We start from the raw sequence: 23558 nt of genomic DNA on the forward strand, positions 1-23558 counted from the left end.
CGGTCAGAACTGATGCCGCCGCCCCTCCCAGTTCACGGAAACCACAGTCGCGCAGCGTGGATCATGACCAGGCGCGGCGGGCGGTTACCGGGCGTGTCGCTGTCGTCGGGTGGGTGCGGCTGCTGGCGGTGTGGGCAGGGCCGGCTCGGCCGGAGCCGCTCCCCACTTCGGCACCGTGGTCGTGGTCGTAAAGCGGGCACGGGCTGCGGTCGGGAAGACGCAAGGGCCGATCACGGAGGTGCCGTCGGCGGGCGGGGAGGCCAGGGCGGCGAGCGTCGCAGCGACCAAGCGGCCGCTGACCTCGGAGACGCGCCCCTGCCTCCAGACAAGACTGCCGGTCAGGACATTCAACCAGGCACGCAAGCCCGCATCGCCATCCGGACGCGGGCAGTGCCAGCCATACAGCAAGCGAACAGGGGCCAAGCCCGGGTGTTGACGAGGAGGCCGGCCTCCCGGTCCGATCCGATCGCCTCCTTCACCAGAGACACCAGTCGGGCGTTCTCCGAGAGGCGGACACCGAGCTGGCCCATCGCCGTCTCCCGGTCATCCAGGTGCAGGACCTCCCGGAGCGGCAAGCCCTCAGTCAGCGAACCCCACAAGGCCCTGGAATCCGTGTCGGCCGGACTCCACGGACCGGCCAGCTCCCTCACCAGGGCGGAGGCGGGTGGGGTGGTGCCGATGCCCGGAGCAGCACGGGGAACACCAGGCGCTGCGGCAGCTGGTGCGGCCATCCGGGACAACGACGGCGCAGCCCCGCCTGCCGGTGCGGCGGCCGGTGCGGCGGCGGCCCGGCGGTGCGGTGGTGGTGGCGGCGACGGCCTGGTCGACGCCGAGGCCCGCGGCGTGGGCGTCGGTGAGGATCCGGGCGACATCGACACCCTGGTCGTGCAGGTGGCCCATGGTGGTGGCGATGTCGGGCCAGGCCGGGGAGGCGAGGATCGCGTCGCGGACCAGGCCCTCCGGGATCGTCGTGCGCAGCAGGTCCGCCCACTTCTCGGTGCCCTGGTTACGGGTGCGGGTGACGTTGTCCATGACGGCCTGGTGGACGCCGGTGGCCATCCGGCCGAGTTGCGGGAGGAAGGTGGTGAGGTCGACGCCGGCTTGCTAGAGGGAGGCGAGCTGGCGGGCCGTCACCTGCCAGTCGGTGTCCTTCATCAGGTTCATGAGGGCGGGGCCGGGGACGACGTCGCGGAGTTGCTCGGCGGACCAGCCCGGTGCGAGCTTCCCGGCCTCCTCCCCCAGCTGGTCCTCCTTTCCCTTGTGGTGTTTCTGGGCGGCGCGGCGCACGGCGTCGGCGATGGTGAGGAGGGGGCGGATAGACATCGCGGTGGTCTGGGCGACTTCGGCGAGAGCTTCGGAGAACGGCTCGCCGGCGGTGGGGGTGGGGGTGGTCATGAGGCGGGGGTGCCTTTCGAGTCAGCGGTTGCGGGGCGGGGCCGACCGGTCCGGGCGGGAACGCGGGGACATCCGGGAAGGGGGCGGGGAAGGGGCGGGGAAGGAGCGGGGCCACGGCCCACCGGCTTCGACGTCGCCCTGGCCGTGGTCCTGGCCGCCGTCTTGGCCGCCGTGTTGGCTGTCGTCTCGACCGTGGACCTGGTCGTCGTGCGGGGTGTCGTGCGGGGTTGCTGGTGGTCGGTGCGCCGGCACGGTGGCCGCCTCGCGCAGCAGCACGGCGGCGTCGGCGGCGGCCGCGCGTGCCTGCGCGCGGTGCTCGGCCGCCTCGTGCCACCGGCGGGAGGCCTCGACCGCCTCGACGAGCGCCAGCAGCAGTTGCAGGACGACCGGCGCGCCTCCGCCTGCGTGTGCGGTGCGGGGGGCTTGTTGCAGGGCGCGGGCGGAGACCGCCAGCCGGCGCGGGCGCGGCCTTCCAGGGTGCGGGCGCCGGGGGCCCGGGCGGTCTGCTCGAACACGGCTGCTGCGGCGGTGAGGTGGTCGCGGACCAGGGCCGGTGAGTGTGTGGCGGCGACGGCCAACAGGTCGCCGAGGGCGGCGACGTCACCCGCCCCCTCTAGCCGTCCGGCGGCGCCCAGGAGGGTGGCGGCTTCACGGATGAGGGTCTCGGCGGTGGTCCAGTCGACCGTGCCCGCGGGGAGGTCGAAACGCTCGCGGATCCGGGGCAGGGAGAGATCGTAGGCGAGCTTGCTGCCGGAAAACCAGACCGGGCGGGTTCCCCGGTCGGCGCGGTCGCCGGGCAGCGCGACCGCGTACCCGAGCAGGACCTCGTGGTCGTCGCGTTTCTCGTGCACGCCCAGGCCCGCGTCCCGGCACCGGTCGAGGGGAGCCCTGCCTCCCAATTTCACTCTCTCCCTGCGCACCCCGTTGACAGGGCGAGCCCGCACTGGCTTTATGAGCACGTCCGTGGAAGCGCTCCCACGCCCCTCGCACCGGACGTCACTCCGGGCTGCCGACGCTTCCGCGTGGGCCGGTGTCACCCCAAACCGGCCCCGTCGCACGAGCCGCACATCTGCCCGTTCAGCCTCGCACGCCGCACTTCCGCACGAGCCGCACCACCGCCCCGTCGGCCCGATCCGGCATGTCATCCGCCGGGCCGGTACGACCACGGGCACCACACGCCGCCCGCCGCACCGAAGGACGATCCGTTGCGACTGCCCTCCCTCCCCCGCGCGTTCCACAGATCGATATCCCGCCACTCTCCGCCGAGCACCACCGGCCGCTCCCGCCTGGGGGTTACCCTCGCCGGCGTGGGCGCGCTGCTCGCCGGCGGACTCATGCCCCTGGCCGTCACCCCGGCCCAGGCAGCCCCGGCATTCGCCTACGGCGAGGCCCTGCAGAAGTCGCTCTTCTTCTACGAGGCCCAGCGCTCGGGCAAACTTCCCGAGGACAACCGTGTCTCCTGGCGTGGCGACTCCGGCATGGACGACGGCAAGGACGTCGGGCTCGATCTGACCGGCGGCTGGTACGACGCCGGCGACCATGTGAAGTTCGGCCTGCCGATGGCCTACAGCGCCACGGTGCTGGCCTGGGGCGGTATCGAGCAGAGGGACGCCTACGCCGCGTCCGGGCAGCTGGCTCGCCTGAAGGACAACCTGCGCTTCGTCAACGACTACTTCGTCAAGGCCCACCCCTCCGCCAACGTGCTCTACGGGCAGGTCGGTAACGGCGGCGACGACCACAAGTGGTGGGGCCCCGCCGAAGTGATGTCCATGGCCCGGCCCGCGTACAAGATTGACGCTTCCTGCCCCGGCACCGACCTCGCCGGGCAGACAGCCGCCGCGATGGCGTCCTCCTCGATGCTCTTCGCCGACGACGACCCGGCGTACGCGGCGAAGCTCCTCACCCACGCGAAGCAGCTCTACTCGTTCGCCGACACCTATCGCGGCAAGTACAGCGACTGCATCACAGACGCGAAGTCTTACTACAACTCCTGGAGCGGCTACCAGGACGAGCTGGTGTGGGGCGCGATCTGGCTCCACAAGGCCACCGGTGACGCCTCCTACCTGGCCAAGGCCGAGACGTACTACGACGGCCTGTCGACGGAGCCGCAGTCCTCCACCCGCTCATACCGGTGGACGCTCTCTTGGGACGACACCTCGTACGGCTCGTACGTGATGCTCGCCAAGCTCACTGGGAAGCAGAGGTACATCGACGACTCCAACCGTTGGCTCGACTGGTGGACGACCGGGGTGAACGGCGCAAAGGTGGCGTACTCCCCCGGCGGCCAGGCCGTGCTGGATTCCTGGGGATCGCTGCGGTACGCGGCGAACACGGCCTTCGCCGCGCTCTCCTACAGCGATTGGCTCTCCGGTGACGCGACCCGCAAGGCCCGCTACCACGACTTCGCGGTACGCCAGATCAACTACGCCCTCGGGGACAACCCGCGCAAGGCCAGCTATGTCGTCGGCTTCGGCGCCACCCCGCCCACCAAGCCGCACCACCGGACCGCCCACGGGTCGTGGACCGACCAGATGACCAACCCCGTCGAGACCCGCCACGTCCTGTACGGCGCACTCGTCGGCGGGCCGGGCGCGGCGGACGACTCCTACACCGACGACCGGCAGAACTACGTCAACAACGAGGTCGCCACCGACTACAACGCCGCCTTTACCGGTGCCCTCGCCCGGCTGTACGCCGAGTACGGCGGTGCCCCGCTCGCCTCGTTCCCCCGGGCCGAGACACCGGACGGGCCCGAGGTGCTGGCCCAGGCGTCGGTGAACGCGTCCGGGGCGAACTTCACCGAGATCAAGGCGTACCTGGTCAACAAGTCAGCCTGGCCGGCCAAGCCGCTGGCCAAGGCCTCGCTGCGCTACTACTTCACCTTGGAGCCTGGGGTCTCGCCAGCGGACATCACGGTGACCACCAACTACAACCAGTGCGGCACGGCCTCCGGCGCCAAGCAGTACGAGGGGGACGTCCACTACATCAGTGTGGACTGCTCGAACACCGTGATCGCCCCGGCCGGGCAGTCGGCCTACCGCAAGGAGGTGCAGTTCCGGGTCGCCTCCTCGGGCGCCTGGGACCCGTCGAACGACTGGTCGTACGCGGGCCTGCCGACGACACCGGGCTCCACCCCGGTGGACGCGCCGAGGCTGGTGCTGCTGGACGGAACGTCACAGCAGTGGGGTGAGCTGCCTGACGGCGATCCCGGTGAGTCCCCCTCCCCGAGCCCGACTCCCACGCCGACCCCGCCCCCCACTCCGGCACCTACGCCGACTTCGACTCCGTCCGCCGGTGCCGGCTGCTCGGTGACCTACAAGGTCGGCTCGTCGTGGGGCAGCGGGTTCACCGCCGATGTGACCGTCAAGAACACCGGCAACACAGCTGTGGACGGCTGGCGCCTCAACTGGACCTTCAGCGGGTCCGAGAAGGTGGCCGGCGCCTGGAACGCCACCGCCACCCAGTCCGGAGCTGTCGTGACCGCCACCGACGCCGGTCACAACGGGAAGGTGCCGCCCGGCGGTTCGGCCTCCTTCGGCTTCCAGGGATCGGGGGCACCCGGTTCCGCGCCCACCGGGTTCACCCTGAACGGCGTCAGCTGCTCCTGACGACCTGAATCGTGCGGGGCTAAGCCGTTCCGTCGGCCTCCGCCCTGCACGATCGCGGTCGGGCATGCGGTGCACCGAGCCCGCGTAATCCCCGCCCGTTAACGGGCTCCGCTCCCAGGTCGCGTAGCGTGCCTCCGGGAGAAGTCTGGCCGCGTCGCCCGCGCGGCGAGCCTCGCGCCGACCTCCCGAGCACAGCGCGCGTCGCCGTCGGCCCGGTCCCGTCGGTGATCTGTGTGACGGTCCCCCGGTTACCGTCACGCAGGTGGACCCGCCACACGGTCGGCAGACAGAGTGATGTACGCGTACAACATCGTTTCTCGTGTCGAGACCATGGCCGCGGATGTTGTACGCGTACAACATTTCCTTCGCCCTGCACGAATGCGTGGGTCAGCCGACGGTGGCTTGACCGGGAGCCTGAGGCGCCAAGCGGGGCCCGCTGCTCTCTCCCTCATGGCTACCGCTCCCTCAGCTGTCCGTCTGGATCGAGAAAGTGGAGCCTTGACCCCTGGGTCAGTCTCCTGGCGCGCCGTGAGGGAAGGAGGTCGGCCGCCGCCGAGGCATCGAGGAGATTGCTGTGGCCGTCCCGGGGTAATGGCCGCAGTCAGTGCGTTGTGGCAAACCGGATCTCGTTCGAAGCCCGCGGGGCGGGTGATTATTCGGACAGAGATGCCGATGCGGTCGTGGGCATAGAGAAACGGGCCCCCTGGTACTGACGTGGTTGTTGAGGCCGGTCACGAGCAAGGAGGCCCGTTGTCGGACGAGTTGACCACTTCTGCTGTTGGTGTGGGTCGACAGCGCCTACCAGGGTCCGGCGCTGTCGAAGGCGTTCGCCCGACACGGTGTCCGCGTCGAGGTCGTGCGGCGCTGTGACGGGCAACGCGGATTCGTCGTAATGGCCCGCAGGTGGGTGGTGGAGCGCACGCTGAGCTGGCTCTCCCGCTCACGCCGCCTCAACCGCGATCACGAACGCCGCCCCGACCACCATGCCCAGATGATGTGGCGGACGGCCACCATCAGGCTGTCCCGACGCCTGGCCGCAGACGCTCCGCGCTGGCCGGAGAAGCGTCCCGAGCGACTGCTTCCGGCGTAGGCATGAACCGTCCGTGCTCCGCCCGCACCAGCCAGCCCCGCTTCTCCAGCACATAGGCACGGTGACGGATCTTCTCCACCTCGTTTTTGATCTCCGCTTCCCGGCCCACCGCACGTGCCAGCTCCACCCCGTCCACCGGCCCCGAAGCGGCCACCACCGCGGCGAACACCTCCCGGTATACACCGCTGAGCACCTCCTCACCCATGCCCGGCCGCCACACCGGCGGCCGCCCGCCATGCACCGGGCCTGAACCGTTCGACCCCCCAGCGGCAGCCACCTCACCACTTGAGGGCACAGAAACCGGCGTAGTCACCGCGCTCTCCTCGGCCAGCACCGACACGAGTTCTTCCCGCCCCACCCGGGCCCGCTCGACCCGCTCCCGCGGCATCCACCTCCACCTGAGCCTGCTCCAGGACCTCCGTCCAGGACTCCAGCTCCTGCCTCGCCCACGCCTCACGCCGTTCCATCAACCCCAGCACCGACGGCATCACAACCTCCTCGATCAACAACAAGCCGCCCGCTGCCGGCCCCTACCCCTCCGCGACCATGCCCCGCACGCGAAGAAGCCCCTGCTCATCGAACAGGGACTCCCTTTGCCACAACGCACTCAGTGAACTCGTACTCCGCCAGCCACCCCTCAGGGACTGCAGAAGGCCGGGTGGTCACCAGACAGGCGACCTGCGGGTAGGCGGCGAGCAGCTCACGCAGCCATTGCCGGGCTTGCGCCCGCTTGGCTTGGGGGATCTCGTCCAGGCCGTCGACGAGTAGAAAAGCCCGCCCATCAGCCGGCGCTCGATCCGCCCAGCCGGGTGGCTGCGCGCCGTGCAGTGGGCAGCCGACCGCGGCCAGATACTCGTCCGGTCCGGGCAGCCTGCCGTTGCGTACCAAGGTGCGTAACGGCAGGACGAAGGGCAGACAGCCGTGAAGGTGGGCCAAATCGACTGCCAGGCATTGGCGGGCGGTACCGCCGTCTCGTCTGGGCCCAGGGGATCAAACCGGTGATCGCCCGCCGCGGCGTCCCGCACGGCCCCGGCCTTGGCGTCGACCGCTGGGTCGTCGAACGCACCACCGCCTGGTTCCACGGCTTCCGGCGCCTACGCGTCCGCTGGGAAAGACGCGACGACATTCACGAAGCCTTCCTCGGCCTCGCCACCTGCCTCATCACCTACCGCCACGTCCAACGCCTCTGCCAGGGGCCTTGATCTGCAATTCGATCGACAGTTCGGCACATCCTCGGCAACGATGCGGTGCCGCCGAACCTTCACAGGGAGCCATCAGTGTCGTCCAGGACCGCAGACATCGATTTCACCTTCGCCCACGAGCTCACGGTCCGCGCCAGCATCAGGGCGTTGGCCGCCACAGGTTGGGCGCTGGAGGATCCGCTCTCGTTCATGGTGAACGACGACGACGACCTATACGACTGGCGGACCACGACCCGCGACCACACGCATGATGTCTTGGCCATCCTTGACGCACCCGAGCACGCGAACCACCACGTGGCCGTCTGCATCTACCACGGGAAGGCGAGCACAGGCGGTCAGCTCCTGTTCTTCCCTGGCCGCATGACCTGCAGCTTCATCCCGACCATCAACCGGCGGCGTCTACCTGACTCGGTCGAGTTCACCGACCTGAGCTGGTACATGCACACACTCGTGCCGCCCCTGCTTACGGTCGGGCTGAAGAGCTACGAAGCATGCGACATCGGTCACTGAAGCCGCCTGGTTGATCAGTCCTCGATCCACGCAAAGCCTTTGTTAGGGCCTCTTACAGCCCGGCGGCCCGCATCGGTGATGCGACGCGTCGGCGGCCGCACCCTGCGCCCTCGCGCTTGAGCACGGCATGCACGCGCGGGGCCCCGTAGGTCCCGCGCGATCGCGCATGGATCTCGGTGATCTGCTCGGTCAGCTCGGCATCCCGCACCGCACAAGGACCGAACAGGCCGGAGCGAAGGGCGTAGCAGGCGGTCCGGGAGACCTTCGTCAGCTCACACACCCGTTTGACGCTGTGACCTGCGCGCTTCTTCGCCTCGATGGACGGGTGCACCGTCACCGGGTCTCCTGCGCGAAAGAAGCTGTGGCTCGCTTGAGGACGTCGACATCCTCACGCAGCCGGCGGTTCTCCCGCCGCAAGGCGGCCAGCTCCTCGCGCTCACTGCTGGTCAGCCCGGTGCGCTCGCCCGCGTCGGTCTCGGCCTGCTTCCGGGGGCGGGAGTTGCCAGGGCATGCCGTTGTGGAGCACGTACAGGAAGCCCTGCAGACAGAGCCGGTCGGACGCGTGCCGGCGTACGGGTCACTCTGCAAAGACGGTACGCGCGAATGTGCGCCAGTGTGGGTGGCTGCCCCTGGGCGGAGGGTGCCGGGTAAGTTGATCATTCGGGCGGGTCAGCGCGCCGGGTGGCCCGGAGGAAAACCGAGGATCTTTCTCTGTGCCGAATGTCGAGGAGGCGTACCTGGTTCCGACTGAGGGGTGAAAGCGTGCCGAAGGGGTGCGTGGGACACAAGGGGACAGCTGATGAAGTACGTCGCGATGATCTACGGGAACCAGGCCAAGTGGGAGTCCTTCCCGGCCGACGCCTGGCCCGAGGCGATCGCCAGGCAGGACGCGTTCAACAAGAAGTACCGCGACAGCGGTGAACTGCTCGGCGCCTACGGTCTGGCGGACGCGGCCAACGCGCAGCTGGTGCGCCGCAAGGACGGCTCCCCGGCGGTCACCGACGGGCCGTACCTGGAGACCAAGGAGTACCTCGCCAGCTTCTACATGCTGGACTGCGCGTCCTTGGAGCGCGCGCAGGAGATCGCCGCCGACATGCCCTTCGCGGACACCGATCCGGTCGAGCTCTGGCCGGTCCTGCACGACGCCGCGACGGACCTGTGAACGAGACACACGGCGTCGAGGACCTGTTGCGCGAGCTCGCGCCGCAGGCCCTCGGCGCGCTCGTCCGCCGCTACGGCGTCTTCGACACCTGCGAGGACGCCGTCCAGGAGGCGCTGCTGGCCGCCGCCCTCCAATGGCCCGCCGAGGGAGTGCCGGACAACCCCCGGGGATGGCTGGTCACCGTCGCCTCCCGCCGGCTGGTGGACCAGGTGCGCAGCGAGCAGGCGCGGCGCCGGCGCGAGGATCGCATCGCTCTCGCCACGCCCCAGGCCGAGTTGCTGAGCCGCGCCGCGGACGCCGAGGCGGACTCGGACCGGGATGACTCCCTGGTGCTGCTGTTCCTGTGCTGCCACCCGGCACTGCCGGAGCCCAGCCAGATTGCCCTGACCCTGCGCGCCGTCGGGGGACTGACCACCGCACAGATCGCTGCCGCCTTCCTGGTGCCGGAGGCCACCATGGCCCAGCGCATCAGTCGCGCCAAACAGACCGTCAGGAAGAAATCCGCGACGCCGCTGGCCCTGCCCCGGGCGGACGCCGACCATGCCGACCGGCTGGAGGCGGTACTCCATGTGCTGTACCTGATCTTCAACGAGGGCTATACCGCAACCGATGGCGCCGACCTGACCGCGCCGGCCCTCTCGACCGAGGCGATCCGGCTCACCCGGCTGCTGTACCGCCTGTTGCCCGACCACGCCGAGACGGCCGGGTTGCTGTCCCTGATGCTGCTCACCGACGCGCGCCGCGCAGCCCGCACCGGACCCGACGGCGCCTTGGTGCCGCTGGCCGAACAGGACCGCACCCGCTGGGACCATCGACGGGTCACGGAGGGCGTGGACCTGATCAGCCGGACTCTGCCCAGGGGACAGGTCGGCTCGTACCAGTTGCAGGCGGCGATCGCCGCCGTCCACGACGAGGCCGAGCACGTCGACGCCACCGACTGGCCGCAGATCCTCGCCCTGTACGGCCTGCTGGAGCACCTCGCGCCGAACCCGGTGGTCACCCTGAACCGGGCGGTGGCCGTCGCGATGGTGGACGGCCCCGCCGCCGGGCTCGACCTGCTGACGACGCTGGACTCCGACCGGCGCACCGCACACCACTATCGACTGCTCGCAGTTCGCGCCCATCTCCTGGAGCAACTCGGCGACCACGCCGCAGCGGGCCATGCCTACCGCGAGGCGGCCCGACGTACCAGCAGCACACCGGAGCGACGCCACCTCATGTCTCGCGCGGTCCGGCTCGCCCCAGGACAGGACTGATCAACAAATTCGAAGCCCCGAGGGATTCGTGATTCGTGTACCACCGCTGTGCACGTTCGGCTGTGCCCGCCTGCGCACTTTGTGCAACAAGATCATTTTACGGGCTCTACGCACCCACACCAACAGAAGCCACATATGCGTAAGCCGCATAATCCGAATCAAGATCGCTGATGATGTCATCCCAGATCTCATCCAGCAACACAAAATCACCTCTCGCCCAGGCATCCACCATGTCACCCCACACATAACGAGCCTGTACCGAACGATCACTCAGATTCGGCCGACGATACTGCTCCGGAACTCCCGTCTGATCAACGGGATACACCTCGATGCGCCGGCCACGCCCCTCATTGTCCAAAAGCCGCTCCAGCGCGCCGGACCGGACCAGGTTGTCCCGGCGACGCTCCTGATAAGCACGATCAACGGCCTCCAGCTTCCGTCGACTCGGACGAGCCCCCCTCTCCCAGGAACGCAACAAACGAGCACTGACGCCATGCGCACCCAGCGCCGCACGGCCGGCAGGGCTGGAGAGGTAACGCAGGCGCGCAGAGAGACCCCGACGCGTGGTCACCGGCGACGCGATCCCACCCGCCGCTGCGATCCGGTCGAGCTCGACAGCAAGAGCTCGGGCTCCACTCATGCCCTGGGCACCGTGCTTGGCCCACTGGCCCCACAGATCTGTCGCTCCGGCCATGTGCTAATTCCCGAGTGTGTAGAGAGACTTCGCCTTGACCTGGTTCAGCTCTCGGCCCTCAGAAAAGACCTCCTGCCAGGTCCCGGCGACGTGCAACTCGTCGGTACCGGACATCTGAACCACAGTCAAGCCGGCTGTATGCGCCTTATGGGCCTTCATCCACAGATTCGCGAAAGCCTGAGAACGAATGATATGCATCCAGTCAGGGCGTCGGATATCCCGGTTGGCGCTGCTTTCACCGATGGTTGACACGAACTTAGAATACATGGCTTTCACGTACTCGGTAGTGAGTTCGTCGTCTTGTTCCATGGCTTCCTTGCGGATTTCCGCGAGTGCGCGACGCAACTTCTCCAGAAGACCTTCCGACGCCCCGGACGTCCACGACTCATGAATGACCGGAGCATCACAGAGACCGAGCTTCGCGCAACGCAGGAGGAGACGGAGCGTGGGCTCAGTGATCCACAGATCCCCCGGCTCCTTCCGCGCGCCAAGAGGTGAAGGAAGGTCAGGTTCCTTCCACACGGCAGGTGTCACCCGGTGAACGCCGGACCGTTTCGGATCGTGGTAATCACCCTCGGAATGAACAAGCTTTCCGATCGGCAACCACGCCTTCAAAGCGGAAAGATAGGCCGCATTCATGTCAAGAGCCGTCACCTCAAGAGTGAGGTGCCCCTGACGAGCCGCCTGGAAAAGTTCCTCCGAACGCCATTTAGGTCGCCCCTCCCAGATCTGGTCCGCGCCCTTCTGAGAGGCCTTCTTCAGAATGCTCGCCGTGGGAGGAAACTCCGAGTGCTCATAACGACCGCCGACCCGAGAAGCCGCAAAAAGTGCCATGACGTCCGGAACCGCACGCCTCACGAGAGCCACCCGAGCAGCCTCCAGATCCCCCCCGTGCACGGCAAGTTCTTCCACCACACGGTCACGGACCTGGCCGGCGAGCGGACCCGCAGGGGCAGCACGCCTCGGAACAGAACTACCCCGAGAAGCCTCTTCCCTCTTGGGGGGACTTTCCACAGATCCCCCAACCGGAACGGACTCTCCGGCGCGGTCCGAAGCAGGTGCGGCACCCCGATCCGCGACAGGCCCGGTCACACGGTCCGAAGCAGGACCGGACGCACCGCCTCGCACAGGCTCAGTCACGTGGTCCGGAACAGGGCCGCTACCAGGGGGCGGAGAAACCGCGGATGGTGGAGAACCGGCCGACAGGGGCAACTGGGCATCACCCGCCGCGGAACGAGCGGCAGGCAGCCTCTGAAGCGCGCAAGTCGGACCAGCCAAAAGGTCAAGCACATCAATACCCCAGTGAGCAGCAAGGCGATCACAGTCCTGAAGCGTCCACGCCGCCCTGCCGTGCTGCCTACGACTGACCTGTCCCTGCGTCAGCCCAAGAGCCTCAGCAAGATCAGCCTGCTGCTCACCCATATGATGCGCGATCGCCGCAACCGTCACACGCAGCAATGCCTCGGTACCCATCGACATGACGCACACTCTACCGCTGAATGCGAAATCCCCATACATCATGCAATGAGCAACACGAGTTGTGAGGGAATGAGCGCGTTCCGCTTTGACGAACACCTGGGTTTCGTGGTCAGGCTTCGCATGCGTCTTGCACCCGGAGAGGCTGAGGAGCCGAGGCTTCTGTGCAGTCGGTGCAAGTTGTACCAGCCTTTGATGCAGCCGGAGATCGCGGTGCGTGCGCCGGCCCGGCTGGGCCAGGCGGCAGGGCCTCGGCACAGTGGCGCTTCGTCCGGATTGGTGATCATGCGATCCCGAGGAGAGCTCGGGGCCGGTGGGGCTTCTCGCGTTGCGTCGCAGGTCGGCGGCGATGTTTCTCGGGTACTCACCGCAGTCGTTCTGGGGGCTGTGGCTTCCGGGGCTGGATGGGGATGCTCCGGAAGCCACAGCATGGGCGGCACCGCCCGTGACGCGGCGAAGGCCGACACCCCGCACGCCCTGACGGTCACCGATACGATCGACGCGTTCCGCCAGTCACCGCCGGTGCCTGCGAAACCCGTCCCCGCCGCACGGACGCTCTCGCTGGTATGGCGGCCGTTACAGCCGCCTCCTCCATGCTTCTGCGGCGGAGCGATCCTGTGCACCTGCGCTTCCGCGGTCGTCACCTTCTCGGACAACGTCGGTGGGCTCAGTTCCGGAAGTCTCACTGGTGACGGGCCCTGCCTCGGAGTCCGTTGACCACCAGTCCGAAGGTGGCTGCGGCGATGATCGCAGCGGCGACGGCGGGTAGGGCTCCGGCCTGCCAGTTGTCGAGTACTGCCCCGCCGAGCGTCGCCCCGGTGGCGATACCGAGGTTGAGTACGGTGATGCCGATCGCCCCGGAGGCGGCCTCCCGACCGGGGGAGGCGATCCGTAGCAGGCGCATCTGGAAGACCGGTGGCAGCAACCCGATGAGTACGCCCCAGCCTGCGATCACCACGACTGCCACGGAGAGATGGAGATCGAGTAGGAGCAGTGAGGCGGTGCTGCCGGCGAAGGCGGCGCTGACCCAGCTGAGCGCCTGCCGCGGGAACCGGTCGGAGAGTGATCCGGCCCCGATGGTGCCGACCACCCCGGCCGCTCCGAAGACGAACAGCAGTATGCCGCTGGTGGCGTTGTCGTAACCGCCGAACTGTTTGAGCAGCGGTGCGATGTACGTGTAGAGCAGGAAGTGGCCGGTGATGACGAGCCCTCCGGCTAGCGCGACGCCGAGTACGGTCCACAGTGCCGGGTCTCGGCCTTCCTGCCGCACGGCTGGCTCGTGTGCGTCTGAAAGCGGCAGGGAACGGATACCCAGGGCCGCCAGCGCGAGCAGCGCCGCCAATGCGCCGAAGGAGACCCGCCACCCGAGCGAGACGCCGACGGTAGCGCCGAGCGGAATGCCGACGATGCTGGCCATCGCGGGACCGGCCAGCACGACCGAGACGGCCCGGCCGGTCCGCGCCGGCGGGACGAGTGTGGCCACCGTTGGCACGAGCAGCGACCAGAAGAGGCCGTGCGCGGCAGCGGCGGTGATACGGCTGGTGAGCGCCCACCCGTACGAGGGGGCGAGTGCGGTGCCGGTGGTCGCGAGGGCGAGCAGCAGCAGAATGAGGGTGAAGAGCCGTCGGCGCGGTACCCGTGCGGTCAGCCGGGTCAGCGGGACGCTGACTACGGCGATCGTCAGTGCCCATGCGCCGACCAGCCCGCCGGCGGTCGCGGGTGTGATGTCCAGGCCGTCGCTGAGCTGCAGCAGCATGCTCGCGGGCAGCAGTTCGGTGGTGACAGTGGCGAAGGCCGCGCCCGAGAGAAGGAGCAGTGCTCCCCAGGGCAGCCTGGGCGGCGCTTCCGCAGCAATTTCGGTGGGTTGAGTACTCATGGTCGGTACCGTAAAGTCTCACATTCATGTGAGAGTCAAGGAGCGGTTCATGCGGATCGGCGAGCTGTCCAAGCGCACCCGGATTCCGATCCGGATGCTGCGGTACTACGAGGAGCGGGGGCTGTTGAAGCCGGAGCGCGCACCGAGCGGCTACCGGCACTATCAGGAGGCGGACGTCGAACAGGCAACGCTGGTGAGCAGCCTGGTCAGATCAGGGCTTCCGACCAGACTGATCCTGCCGCTGCTCCAGGAAAACCAGGTGGACGGGGACGAAGCAGACGACGGAGACGACCTGGTCGCACTGTTCGACGCCGAATTTGCCCGCCTCGACAGCCAGGTCAAATGCCTGAGTTTCAGCCGGAACGCCGTCCAGCAGCACCTGCGACGCCTCCGCACCAACCGGGTCAACCAAAAGGCAACGGTCGCTTGAGCCGCTCAACCACCGTGCGCACAGCGGATGGAGGCTTCGAGGTGCTCAGATTGTCGGCCCCCCGCCTCATGCAGAATGCCGCCGGCCAACGCCCAGGCTACTCAAGCACGCGGTCCGGTGAAGGCGCTGGGCGTCCTCGACCACCACGGGCAGTTGAGCTTCATAGCCCTGCAACCGCCAGCCATGACAGCGTCGCGGCCCGATCCGCTGCGGCCGGTAGCTCTCGATCCCGAAGTTGAACACGCGCAGATCCTCTCGGGACGTCGCAAGTTCCGAACGTCCCCCGCTGCCCGCCAGCCGTGTCAGGGTGGACAGAACCGACGCAGGCACCGAATTCCATGATCATGTGAGTGTCGAGTTCCCATGACACCTGCGGAAGACCGTGCCTGCACCTGCATCCTCCCTGATCCCTCCCTTCCTTGACCAGTTCCGTGGTCAGCCTCCTCTGCAGCCGGCCGAGCATCCTGGCCTGCTGGAACGTCTGGCCGAGGTCCCCGATCCGCGAGCCGCTCGCGGGATTACGGCACGCTCTCGTCTACGTCCTGGCGCTGGCCGCCGCGGCCGTGCTGACCGGAGCGACCTCGCTCCTGGCGATCAGCGAATGGGGCTGCCGACGCGCCGCAGACAGTGCGGACCGCCCTCGGCGCCCCGCACGACGTGCTGACCGGGCACCACCCGGTGCCCGGAGAGGCAACCCTGCGCCGGGTACTCTCCCGCGTCGACGGCAAGAGCCTGCGCGGAGCCACCCGCGCAGGAGGGCGCAAGATCCACCTCCTTGCCGCGCTCGACCACACCAGCGGCCTGGTCCTGACCCAGCTCGACGTCGGCGAGAAGACGAACGAGATCACCTGCTTCCAACCGCTCCTGGACACCATCGGCGACCTCACGGATGCAGTGGTCACCAGCGACGCACTCCATACCCAGCACGAGCACGCCGCCTACCTGACCGGACGCTCGGCGCACTACATCGTGATCGCCAAGGGGAACCAGAAGAAGCTCCGCAAGCAGCTCGCAGCCCTTCCCTGGAAGCAGATCCCGCTGCAGGACCGCACCCGCGCCACCGGTCACGGCCGCAGCGAGATCAGACCCATCAAGGTCTGCACCGTGAACAACCTCCTGTTCCCCGGCGCCCAACAGGCCATCCAACTCAAACGCCACCGCGTGCACCGCAAGACCGGGAAGGCCACCCTGCACACCGTCTACGCGGTCACCAGCCTGACTGCAGAGCGGGCAACGCCCGCCCGACTGGCGACCCTGATCCGCGGACACCGGTCAGTCGAATCGCTGCACCACGTCCGGGACACCACCTTCACCGAGGACGCCTCCCAGCTACGGACCGGCAATGCACCCCGCGCGATGGCCACCTGGCGCAACCTCGCCATCGGCGCACTCCGCCTCGCTGGCACCACCAACATCGCCGCCGACCTGCGACACAACGCGAGAAGCCCCCACCGGCCCCTCGCTCTCCTCGGAATCGCATGATCACCGATCCGGACGAAGCACCACTTTGCCGAGGCCCTGGTGCCCCTCACGCGGACGGCGGTTCTCCCGCCGCTACGCGGCCGGCTCCTCGCGCTCGCTGCCGGTCAGCCCGTTCGCGGTCGCCTCGTCGGCACACCGCGACGATCTTGCCCTTGCCCTCCGGCATGTACGACCGGGCAGACCAACTCGGCGCCAGGGCGAGGTCGACTAGGACCTCGGCGATCGTTGACGCGGCTTCTGTCCGGGCGAAAAGGAGGCATCCTGGCCGAGCCGGATCCGGTCGATCGCGGCGGGAAACGCAGTAGATCGGGGCGGTCAATCGCTTGGTTGTTCAGCTACCGCCGCCTCACCGTCCGATACGAGCGGACCGGCTCGCATTTCCTCGTCCCTTCTCGGCCTCGCCGCCGCCCTGGCCTGCTGCAAGAAACTTTCAGGATCGAAGTCGGGCGGCGGGAGACCGTTGCGGTCTCCCGCCGCCCGAACGTGATCACCGGTCAGGTTCGGGCGCGCTCGATCAGGCCGGGCTCACCGGCGCCTGCAGTTCCGTCACCCAGTCGTCACGGTTCTCGGGGCACTCCAGGGCGACCTCGCGGGGGTAACCGTTCGACCGGTAGCCATTGGCATCGATCCAGCGGTCCAGGGCTTGGGCGGTGGGGAGGACGGTGTCCATCGAACCGCGGTGCACGATGGTCGCAGCGTGGTCGAGGGATGGCAGGTCGAGGATGCGGAAGGCGCCGTCCTGGAGAGGTGCGGAGACCTGGACGGCGGCGTGGACGCTGATCCTTCCGTCGCCCTCCGGGGCGTCCTCGTAGTAGGCGACACCGGGGCCGGTGGGGGTGATGCCCGCCGAGCCCAGGCGCCGGGACAGTTCGTCGTAGAGCGGTCCGATGACCGGTCCGATGTCCTCGGGCGCGAAACTCGCGGCGGTCGCTGTCAATTCCGCCACGCGAACCGTGGGGATGCTCTTGATGACGACGTCGTTCGTGGGCATGTGCCCCTCACTCTCGATCGCTCGGAGCCTCGCTTCGACCTGGACGAGCCGCGCTCCTGCGGCAGCCACGGCGGTCTCCAGTTCTGCTCGCCGCAACCGCAGCATGCCGCGCATTTCCTCGGTGCCGACCTTCTCGTCCACGATGTCCCGGACCTCCTGGAGGGTGAATCCGAGGTCCTTGAGCGCGATGATCCGGTTGAGGCGGGCGAGTTGCGCAGCGGTGTAGTAGCGGTAGCCGCTGGCAGGATCGACGTGGGCCGGGAGCATCAGACCGGTCGCGTCGTAGTGACGCAGCATCCGGACCGAGACGCGGCCGTGCCTGGCGAAGTCTCCGATGGTGAACATGATGTCTCCGAGTTGACCGCCTCACACGGTGTGAGGGTCAAGAAGCTACTTGGCGGCCGGGGGACAGCGAGAACGCGGGGTTCGGCGTAGCTCCATGGAGTCCCCGTCCAACCGGGGTCTGGCCACCGGACGCGTCCCCGTCGGATGTGGCTCTGTCCACCTGAGAATTGGCGGGCGCTCACCAAGCTCCCCGCCCGCGCACCCTCCCTGTTTCGTGCGCTCCTCGTCCTGACGAACAGCGGGGCCACTACCGACAATTGATCACTACCGAGGTAGTCCATGATCAGCGCATGCCCCCGGAACCGCGTCAGTGGGCCGGGGTCGGCTGAGTGAGGTTCACCGGGTTGCCGTCGGGGTCCTTGATGTGGGCGACGCGCTGTCCCCACGGCATGTCGTTGGAACCGCCGCTGACCGAGCCGCCCAGCGCCTCCACCCGGCCGAGCGTCTCGTCGACGTCGTCGACACCGATGCTGAGCAGAATCCGTGACGCCGCCCCGGCCCCCGGGGTCTTCCTGGCCACCAGCCCGAGGTCGGTGTCGCCGATACGCAAGCCGAGATAGAAGGCCGGGCCTTCCGCCGGTACCCGGAAGATCTCCTCAGCGCCGAACAGTTTCGTGTAGAAGCCGAGCAGAACATCCGGGTCGGCAGTCACGATCACTGGCTGGATGGTGGACATGGCACTCCTCTTGAGAACGGTCGTGTCGCTGGACAGACCGTTCGAAAACGGTGAGCTCATCGGCAGAACCACCCCGCCAAACGATCCACCGCGCAGACTGCCGCCCGCGACAAGCACGAGCACGAGCACGAGTATCACGAAGCGAGGTCACGGCACCCCCGCTCACCAGCCGCTTCGAGATGGCGGAATCTCGCTGAGCTCGCCGAGTGAGCCGGGGCAACGACGGATCAGACTTCGGCCGGAGAAGTCGGCCTCACAGTTGGTTCTGCTCTTCACACGGTGAGTGAGCGTCCACGCTGATGCCTGAGCCGTGCAGGATGAGCGTCGGAGCCAATGCGCTGCGCGGTTCGGCACCTCCCGAGATGGTGCCTGAGCTCCTCCTGCTCCATATGGCCCGCGACAGCGGGCGGGACCAGCACGGGCGCGAGCCATGGGCGGCCGGAGTGCCCCGCTCATGACGAGTGCCGGCAGGAGCGGGGCAGTGGATCCGTGCGAGGAGGTCAGCCGGAACCGGATCGGCTGCCTGTACCACCGGAGGGCCCCGGGCGGCCGGCCGGCCTTCGGTCGTCTGTTCAACCGATCGCTGTGGGGCGCGTGGTGTTCACGCTGCCTCCCCGGCCGGGTCGAGCAGCCGAGCGACTAGGGTCGGGCACCTGACCGGCTGTGTGGCCCGCGGGGCTCAAGAGGCGCGCCCGTGGTCCGACGGGGACAAGCCGCCCCTGCCGGGCGGTCCGGGCCGGGGAACAGCCCGGCGAGGAGGACGGGCCGGAGAAGGGCACAGGAGTGGAGCCGGTGGCAGGACGGGACGTACGGGGCGGCACGCTGCCCGAGGGGCTGGCCGACGCGATACGCGCGACGGCCCAGGACATAGCGGAGCTGCTGCGCGGCGCCCCGGGCACCGCAGGATCCGTCCCGCGGTCGCGGTGGACGGTGGGCGAGGCGGCGGCGCACCTGGCTCAGGCCAACGCGCTGATGGCCGACATCGCTGCCGGGCGCCCCCGCGGCTACGGCGACGGCACTCCCCAGAGCCTGGCCGAGGCCAACGACCGGGCCCTCGCCGCGTTCGGGGAGCGCGGCGCGGAGCCCTTGGCGGCGATGATCGTGGCGCAGGCGGGCGCGTACCTGGACGCGGCAGCGGAGCATCCCGCCGGGGAGACGCTGGTGACGCCGCTCGGTCCGATGAGCCGCGCCGTACTCGGCTCGTACCTCCTGACGCACATGCTGGGTCACGGCTACGACCTGGCCCGCGCCCTGAAGCGTCCGCACATGGTCGATGCGGCAAGGGCGGGCCTGGCCCTGCCGTTCATGACCGAGGTCATGCCCCGGGTGACCGACGCGAAGTCCACGGCGGGTCTGACCGCCTGCTACGCGGTCCGGTTGTGGGGCGGCGACCGCTTCGGTGTGACGTTCGACGACGGTGCGGTCACGGTGGGTCGCCAGTTGCCGGACCGACCGGACTGCACCCTCTCCATCGAGCCGGCGACGTTCCTGCTGATGGCCCTCGGCCGCCGTACAGCGGCCGGCGCGATCACACGCGGCCACGTCTACGCCTGGGGCCGCAAGCCGTGGATCGGTCCGCGCTTCCCCGCGTACTTCACGGCGCCGTGAGACCGGAATCGCATGGTTTGCGCGGTGTGGGTACCGGTACCTGCGTGGCCGCCGAGACCATCCGGGCGCGTCTGCGCCCGTACCGGGTCCGTGATTCCTCGCCGGTCCGGTACGGCCGAGCGGCCGCGACGGGAACAGCGGGTCCGGTCGGCACTGTTGCATGAAGCGAGGGGCCGGCGCCGCACGGGCGGTCGTCCGGCCTTCACATCGCGGGACACCCACCGCGCACCGCGCACCCGCCAGACGTACTTCCACAGGAGAACCTCTTCATGACTGACCGGCCCTTGACGCTGATGGCAGTGCACGCCCACCCCGACGACGAGGCCACCAGCACCGGAGGGGTCCTCGCGCGGTACGCGGCCGAGGGCATCCGCACGGTTCTCGTGACGTGTACCGACGGCGGTTGCGGTGACGGACCGGGGGGCGTCAAGCCGGGCGATCCCGGGCACGATCCGGCAGCCGTCGCCCAGATGCGCCGTCAAGAACTCCAGGTGAGCTGCGAAGCCCTGAAGATCGGCGATCTGGAGATGCTGGACTACGCCGACTCCGGGATGGTGGGGTGGCCCAGCAACGACGCCCCTGGCTCGTTCTGGCGGACCCCCGTGGAGGAAGGCGCCGCCCGGCTGGCGGAGCTCATGCGGCACTACCGGCCCGATGTGGTCGTCACGTACGACGAGAACGGCTTCTACGGCCACCCCGATCACATCCAGGCGCACCGCATCACGATGGCAGCGGTGGAGTTGTCCGAGCTGACACCGAAGGTGTACTGGACGACGATGCCCCGCTCGGCGATGGAGCGGTTCGGCGAGATCATGCGCGAGTTCCATGAGGACATGCCGGAGCCGGATCCCGCCGAGACCGCCGCACTTGCAGAGATCGGCCTCCCCGACGACGAGATCACCACGTGGGTGGACACCACCGGATTCAGCGGACAGAAGTTCGACGCACTGGCCGCGCACGCCAGTCAGGGCGAGAACATCTTCTTCCTCAAGATGGGCAAGGAGAGGTTCGGCGAGCTGATGGGCGTGGAGACCTTCGTGCGGGTGCAGGACGCCACCGGTGCGACCGTACCCGAGAACGATCTCTTCGCCGGCCTGCGCTGAGCCGACCGCCCGACCGGGTCCCGACCGGCACCGGGAACAGCACCAGGACGAACGGCAGCCGCGCGGCCCGGTCGGGTGTCTCACACACCTGAAGGTTCAGGCCGCGCGGAGCCGGTGCGCCTCAAGGGAGCTGGGAGCCCGCACCACAGCCGTACCGCGAGGCTCTCCGGCTCTGGGGCGGCGGCAGGGTCCCGGTGGGAAGGGGCCAGGACCGCGCGTCCGCCCCATCCGCCGGCCCGCAAGCCTGTCAGGGGTGTCGTCGGCGAGGGCGTCGCCCGCGTCGACGTCCCTCGGGTGCTGGCCTGGGACGCCGTCGGCGCCGATGGCCTGGGCTCGCCCGACCCTCTGGTGGAGCCCTTCCTCGGTGCGTGTCGGAGTACCTCGATCGGAGTATCTCGACAACCCACGTCGGAGTGAGGCTCCGTCAGCCTAGTGTGGGGAGGCTGTCATGTGGGGTGAGCGATATGAGCAGGCGACGGTACGTAGCCAGGGGTGTACCTGGCGGATATCGCATTTGGGACAACAAGGGGCGGCGGTGGTGGGGTGACCACTACGAGCTCTGTCCTGACGGACTTCTGGCGGAGTTGAACGGTGCAGCCGAACCCGCGAAGCTCACCGCACTTCTCAAGCAGTACCGAGCACAGAAACGCTGATGGAGCGAGCGCGTGGTTCGGTGCGCGGCCGGGTGGGCTCCTTCGCGGTACGCGGCAACATGGCCGCCGGGCCGAGGCCATGGCCACCTGCGCCGTACTGCGGCACGCCCGAACGGTGCGCCCCGGCGCCACCGCAGCACCCCGGCGTACTGGGGCGCGGAGCGTCGACGAGCACCACAGAGACCGAAGAGGAGAGAGGACGACGTGAACACCGAGAACACCGCCACCGCGTACGAGTTCGGCGGCCTGCACCACGTCCAGCTGGCCATCCCGCCGGGCGCCGAGGACCTCTGCCGCGCTTTCTGGGGCGAGGTGCTGGGCATGGCCGAGCTCCAGAAACCGCCGGTACTGGCGGGCCGGGGCGGCTGCTGGTTCCGCGGCGGCGGCCTGGAGGTCCACCTCGGCGTGGAGAAGGACTTCCGGGCCGCGGCCAAGGCCCACCCGGGAATCCTCGTACGCTCCCTCGCCGGGCTGGCCGAGCGGCTGGAGAGCCACGGTCACGAGGTGGTCTGGGATGACAACTTCCCCGGGCACGACCGCTTCTACGCGTTCGACAAGCTCGGCAACCGCCTGGAGTTCCTCGAGCCGACGCGTACGGCCTGACCCATCCGCCACACCTGCTGAGGAGGGGCCACGAGCCTGACAGCGGCGGATACGGCACGTCCTGGAGAACCGTCCTCCGGATCGCCGACCTGATCGTGGCGGCGGATCGAACGGGACCTCCACTGCGGGGCGCGGGCCGGCTGGGTGGCGGTCGGCATGAACGAGGGCGGCCTCGAGCTGGTCACCGATCACGGCGGTGCTGCGGACGCGCTGTCCCGTGTTCCGCGTGGGCACGCGGGGCGGGAGGATGCGTGCGGTCGAGCCGCGGGGAGGGGGATGCGCCGCTCCCGCAGCCGTACCTCGGGCTGATGCGGCGCAGCTGCGCGAGCGCCACCCCGGTCGGGTCGATCGGACTGAATGCCCTTTCAGGTAGGCCACTTGATGAGTCGTGAGCTTCGCTCATGTCCGTCGCGTTCACGGGGCGGAACTCGACAGGGCCGCCAGTCACCGCCGACCCCCGGCCGGGGGCCGCACCAAAAAAAGTACCCAGTCGCTGTTTTCGAGTCGCTGGGCGCTCCACACCCCTCCCTCGCGCCCCACACCTCACGTCAGCTGATCAGCGACCCACAGGTCTGCGCTGCGCCTGTCCAGGTATTTCAAGCGCTCCGAGACGCTCCAGAGGTGACCGACACCAAGAAACCGCTATGCTGGTTTTATTAGGGTGCAAGTTCCCCCTTACTCAAGGAGCACCAGTGGCCAAACAGGAACGTGCCGTCCGCACACGCCACTCCCTCATCTCCTCGGCGGCCGAGGCGTTCGAGCGGCACGGATACGTTCAGGCGAAGCTGTCCGACATCAGCGCCAGTGCGGGCGTCAGCCCGGGTGCCCTGCACTTCCATTTCGAGAACAAGGCCGCCGTGGCCGCCACCGTCGAAGCGTCGGCCGGCGTGAGTCTGCGCCGTGAGGCGTGGCTCGCCCAGCGGCCCGAGATGAACGCGCTGCAGCGGCTGACGAATACCATGCACGCCCTGGCGGGGCGGCTGCGCCGGGATGTCGTGGCACGCGCCGGATTCAAACTCAGCTACGAAGCTCCTCACGGCTCCGGGCCGACCCTCCATCAGGAGTGGCAGATCTGCGTTCGGCAGCTGTTGGCGGAGGCATCGGACGAAGCTCTGCTGCTCGACGGAACCGACTGCTCCGTGGTGGCCGACGGCATCGTCGCGGCCACCACGGGATTCGAGTTGCTCGGGCGTTCTGACCCTGCGTGGTTCTCCGCCGCGACGCTCACCGCGCACTGGAGGCTCACCCTTCGGTCGATAGCGCGCCCGGAGATCCTCCGCGCACTCGAGCCCGATGGCTCGCCGACCCGTGCCGAAGGGCGTCGGCCGCCGATCAGGTGAGTCACGGAAGCCTCGGATGCCTCCTTCCGATCCGGCCGTCCCGAGGCCGGCCGGGAGA

23 protein-coding genes and 1 pseudogene are annotated in these 23558 nt (G+C 68.7%); 13 read left to right on the forward strand and 11 right to left on the reverse strand.

Annotated elements, in window-relative coordinates; genetic code table 11:
* Nucleotides 1-579 precede the first annotated feature (579 nt).
* Genes ACIRJR_RS33120 through ACIRJR_RS33130 form a run of 3 tightly spaced genes read right to left on the reverse strand, consistent with a single transcriptional unit; the run spans nt 580 to nt 2246 of the window.
* Nucleotides 580-1059, reverse strand: a complete 480-nt coding sequence (locus ACIRJR_RS33120; protein ID WP_403787658.1) for a hypothetical protein — start codon at nt 1057-1059, stop codon at nt 580-582.
* A gap of 45 nt (nt 1060-1104) precedes the next feature.
* On the reverse strand, nt 1105-1395 hold the full coding sequence (locus ACIRJR_RS33125; protein WP_403787661.1) for a hypothetical protein: 291 nt from the start codon (nt 1393-1395) through the stop codon (nt 1105-1107).
* Complete coding sequence (locus ACIRJR_RS33130) at nt 1392-2246, reverse strand: hypothetical protein (protein ID WP_403787664.1); 855 nt, start codon at nt 2244-2246, stop codon at nt 1392-1394. The genes ACIRJR_RS33125 and ACIRJR_RS33130 overlap by 4 nt, the downstream gene beginning before the upstream one ends.
* Before the next feature lie 456 nt (nt 2247-2702).
* On the opposite strand from ACIRJR_RS33130, the gene ACIRJR_RS33135 reads away from it, so the two are divergent.
* Both ACIRJR_RS33135 and ACIRJR_RS33140 read left to right on the forward strand, forming a co-directional pair.
* Complete coding sequence (locus tag ACIRJR_RS33135; protein WP_403787667.1) at nt 2703-5003, forward strand: glycoside hydrolase family 9 protein; 2301 nt, start codon at nt 2703-2705, stop codon at nt 5001-5003.
* A gap of 781 nt (nt 5004-5784) precedes the next feature.
* Nucleotides 5785-6093 (forward strand): transposase, encoded by a 309-nt coding sequence (locus ACIRJR_RS33140; protein ID WP_403787861.1) that lies wholly within the window; start codon nt 5785-5787, stop codon nt 6091-6093.
* Here ACIRJR_RS33140 and ACIRJR_RS33145 read toward each other — a convergent pair.
* Together ACIRJR_RS33145 and ACIRJR_RS33150 are read right to left on the reverse strand one after the other, a co-directional pair.
* Complete coding sequence (locus ACIRJR_RS33145) at nt 6017-6481, reverse strand: hypothetical protein (protein ID WP_403787871.1); 465 nt, start codon at nt 6479-6481, stop codon at nt 6017-6019. The two genes, ACIRJR_RS33140 and ACIRJR_RS33145, sit on opposite strands and share 77 nt — an antisense overlap.
* Nucleotides 6482-6666: 185 nt before the next feature.
* On the reverse strand, nt 6667-7029 hold the full coding sequence (locus tag ACIRJR_RS33150; protein ID WP_403787670.1) for an NACHT domain-containing protein: 363 nt from the start codon (nt 7027-7029) through the stop codon (nt 6667-6669).
* A 50-nt stretch (nt 7030-7079) separates the two neighbouring features.
* Here ACIRJR_RS33150 and ACIRJR_RS33155 point away from each other — a divergent pair.
* Both ACIRJR_RS33155 and ACIRJR_RS33160 read left to right on the forward strand, forming a co-directional pair.
* A pseudogene (locus tag ACIRJR_RS33155) lies at nt 7080-7295 on the forward strand (transposase); the annotation flags it as partial.
* 75 nt (nt 7296-7370) lie between these two features.
* Nucleotides 7371-7805 carry a hypothetical protein gene (locus ACIRJR_RS33160; RefSeq protein ID WP_403787673.1) on the forward strand — a complete coding sequence of 145 codons (435 nt, stop codon included), beginning with the start codon at nt 7371-7373 and terminating at the stop codon, nt 7803-7805.
* Between the two features lie 52 nt (nt 7806-7857).
* Here ACIRJR_RS33160 and ACIRJR_RS33165 read toward each other — a convergent pair whose 3' ends face one another.
* The gene (locus tag ACIRJR_RS33165) at nt 7858-8142 is read right to left on the reverse strand and encodes an IS3 family transposase (RefSeq protein WP_403787676.1); all 285 of its coding nucleotides are present in this window, start codon (nt 8140-8142) and stop codon (nt 7858-7860) included.
* Nucleotides 8143-8604: 462 nt separating this feature from the next.
* Between ACIRJR_RS33165 and ACIRJR_RS33170 the strand changes: the two genes are divergently transcribed.
* Both ACIRJR_RS33170 and ACIRJR_RS33175 read left to right on the forward strand, forming a co-directional pair.
* Nucleotides 8605-8967, forward strand: coding sequence for a YciI family protein (locus ACIRJR_RS33170; RefSeq protein WP_403787679.1), 363 nt, complete (start codon nt 8605-8607; stop codon nt 8965-8967).
* Nucleotides 8964-10223 carry an RNA polymerase sigma factor gene (locus tag ACIRJR_RS33175; RefSeq protein WP_403787682.1) on the forward strand — a complete coding sequence of 420 codons (1260 nt, stop codon included), beginning with the start codon at nt 8964-8966 and terminating at the stop codon, nt 10221-10223. The genes ACIRJR_RS33170 and ACIRJR_RS33175 overlap by 4 nt, the downstream gene beginning before the upstream one ends.
* Nucleotides 10224-10329: 106 nt before the next feature.
* On the opposite strand, the gene ACIRJR_RS33180 is transcribed toward ACIRJR_RS33175, so the two are convergent.
* The 3 genes from ACIRJR_RS33180 to ACIRJR_RS33190 form a co-directional block, all read right to left on the reverse strand.
* On the reverse strand, nt 10330-10917 hold the full coding sequence (locus ACIRJR_RS33180) for a hypothetical protein (RefSeq protein ID WP_403787685.1): 588 nt from the start codon (nt 10915-10917) through the stop codon (nt 10330-10332).
* 3 nt (nt 10918-10920) lie between these two features.
* Nucleotides 10921-11832: a dihydrolipoamide S-succinyltransferase gene (locus ACIRJR_RS33185; RefSeq protein ID WP_403787688.1), complete on the reverse strand. Its 912-nt coding sequence runs from the start codon at nt 11830-11832 to the stop codon at nt 10921-10923.
* 1243 nt (nt 11833-13075) lie between these two features.
* Nucleotides 13076-14269: an MFS transporter gene (locus ACIRJR_RS33190; protein WP_403787691.1), complete on the reverse strand. Its 1194-nt coding sequence runs from the start codon at nt 14267-14269 to the stop codon at nt 13076-13078.
* Nucleotides 14270-14318: 49 nt separating this feature from the next.
* Here ACIRJR_RS33190 and ACIRJR_RS33195 point away from each other — a divergent pair, with 49 nt between their 5' ends.
* Both ACIRJR_RS33195 and ACIRJR_RS33200 read left to right on the forward strand, forming a co-directional pair.
* Nucleotides 14319-14699, forward strand: coding sequence for a MerR family transcriptional regulator (locus ACIRJR_RS33195; protein ID WP_403787694.1), 381 nt, complete (start codon nt 14319-14321; stop codon nt 14697-14699).
* A 627-nt stretch (nt 14700-15326) separates the two neighbouring features.
* Nucleotides 15327-16181 carry an ISAs1 family transposase gene (locus ACIRJR_RS33200; protein WP_403787697.1) on the forward strand — a complete coding sequence of 285 codons (855 nt, stop codon included), beginning with the start codon at nt 15327-15329 and terminating at the stop codon, nt 16179-16181.
* A 514-nt stretch (nt 16182-16695) separates the two neighbouring features.
* Here ACIRJR_RS33200 and ACIRJR_RS33205 read toward each other — a convergent pair.
* Both ACIRJR_RS33205 and ACIRJR_RS33210 read right to left on the reverse strand, forming a co-directional pair.
* On the reverse strand, nt 16696-17517 hold the full coding sequence (locus tag ACIRJR_RS33205; RefSeq protein ID WP_403787700.1) for a MerR family transcriptional regulator: 822 nt from the start codon (nt 17515-17517) through the stop codon (nt 16696-16698).
* Nucleotides 17518-17824: 307 nt separating this feature from the next.
* Nucleotides 17825-18193, reverse strand: coding sequence for a VOC family protein (locus ACIRJR_RS33210; RefSeq protein WP_403787864.1), 369 nt, complete (start codon nt 18191-18193; stop codon nt 17825-17827).
* A 792-nt stretch (nt 18194-18985) separates the two neighbouring features.
* Here ACIRJR_RS33210 and ACIRJR_RS33215 point away from each other — a divergent pair.
* The 5 genes from ACIRJR_RS33215 (at nt 18986) to ACIRJR_RS33235 (ending at nt 23500) form a co-directional block, all read left to right on the forward strand.
* A complete protein-coding gene (locus ACIRJR_RS33215) occupies nt 18986-19801 on the forward strand; it encodes a maleylpyruvate isomerase family mycothiol-dependent enzyme (RefSeq protein WP_403787703.1) in 816 nt (271 codons plus the stop codon).
* Between the two features lie 269 nt (nt 19802-20070).
* A complete protein-coding gene (locus ACIRJR_RS33220; RefSeq protein WP_403787705.1) occupies nt 20071-20904 on the forward strand; it encodes a PIG-L family deacetylase in 834 nt (277 codons plus the stop codon).
* A 464-nt stretch (nt 20905-21368) separates the two neighbouring features.
* Nucleotides 21369-21557 carry a hypothetical protein gene (locus ACIRJR_RS33225; RefSeq protein WP_078080060.1) on the forward strand — a complete coding sequence of 63 codons (189 nt, stop codon included), beginning with the start codon at nt 21369-21371 and terminating at the stop codon, nt 21555-21557.
* Nucleotides 21558-21761: 204 nt separating this feature from the next.
* Complete coding sequence (locus tag ACIRJR_RS33230; protein WP_403787708.1) at nt 21762-22160, forward strand: glyoxalase; 399 nt, start codon at nt 21762-21764, stop codon at nt 22158-22160.
* Nucleotides 22161-22852: 692 nt separating this feature from the next.
* Nucleotides 22853-23500 carry a ScbR family autoregulator-binding transcription factor gene (locus ACIRJR_RS33235; RefSeq protein ID WP_403787711.1) on the forward strand — a complete coding sequence of 216 codons (648 nt, stop codon included), beginning with the start codon at nt 22853-22855 and terminating at the stop codon, nt 23498-23500.
* Nucleotides 23501-23558 lie beyond the last annotated feature (58 nt).

It is taken from the genome of Streptomyces sp. NPDC102402 (assembly GCF_044765765.1).
Lineage (GTDB): Bacteria > Actinomycetota > Actinomycetes > Streptomycetales > Streptomycetaceae > Streptomyces.

Coding starts and splice junctions, on each gene's coding strand:
- ACIRJR_RS33225 (WP_078080060.1), top strand. CDS start 21,369: ATGAGCAGGCGACGGTACGTAGCCAGGGGTGTACCTGGCGGATATCGC.
- ACIRJR_RS33125 (WP_403787661.1), bottom strand. CDS start 1,395: ATGACCACCCCCACCCCCACCGCCGGCGAGCCGTTCTCCGAAGCTCTC.
- ACIRJR_RS33220 (WP_403787705.1), top strand. CDS start 20,071: ATGACTGACCGGCCCTTGACGCTGATGGCAGTGCACGCCCACCCCGAC.
- ACIRJR_RS33180 (WP_403787685.1), bottom strand. CDS start 10,917: ATGGCCGGAGCGACAGATCTGTGGGGCCAGTGGGCCAAGCACGGTGCC.
- ACIRJR_RS33210 (WP_403787864.1), bottom strand. CDS start 18,193: ATGTCCACCATCCAGCCAGTGATCGTGACTGCCGACCCGGATGTTCTG.
- ACIRJR_RS33190 (WP_403787691.1), bottom strand. CDS start 14,269: ATGAGTACTCAACCCACCGAAATTGCTGCGGAAGCGCCGCCCAGGCTG.
- ACIRJR_RS33145 (WP_403787871.1), bottom strand. CDS start 6,481: ATGCCGCGGGAGCGGGTCGAGCGGGCCCGGGTGGGGCGGGAAGAACTC.
- ACIRJR_RS33120 (WP_403787658.1), bottom strand. CDS start 1,059: ATGGCCACCGGCGTCCACCAGGCCGTCATGGACAACGTCACCCGCACC.
- ACIRJR_RS33195 (WP_403787694.1), top strand. CDS start 14,319: ATGCGGATCGGCGAGCTGTCCAAGCGCACCCGGATTCCGATCCGGATG.
- ACIRJR_RS33205 (WP_403787700.1), bottom strand. CDS start 17,517: ATGTTCACCATCGGAGACTTCGCCAGGCACGGCCGCGTCTCGGTCCGG.
- ACIRJR_RS33170 (WP_403787679.1), top strand. CDS start 8,605: ATGAAGTACGTCGCGATGATCTACGGGAACCAGGCCAAGTGGGAGTCC.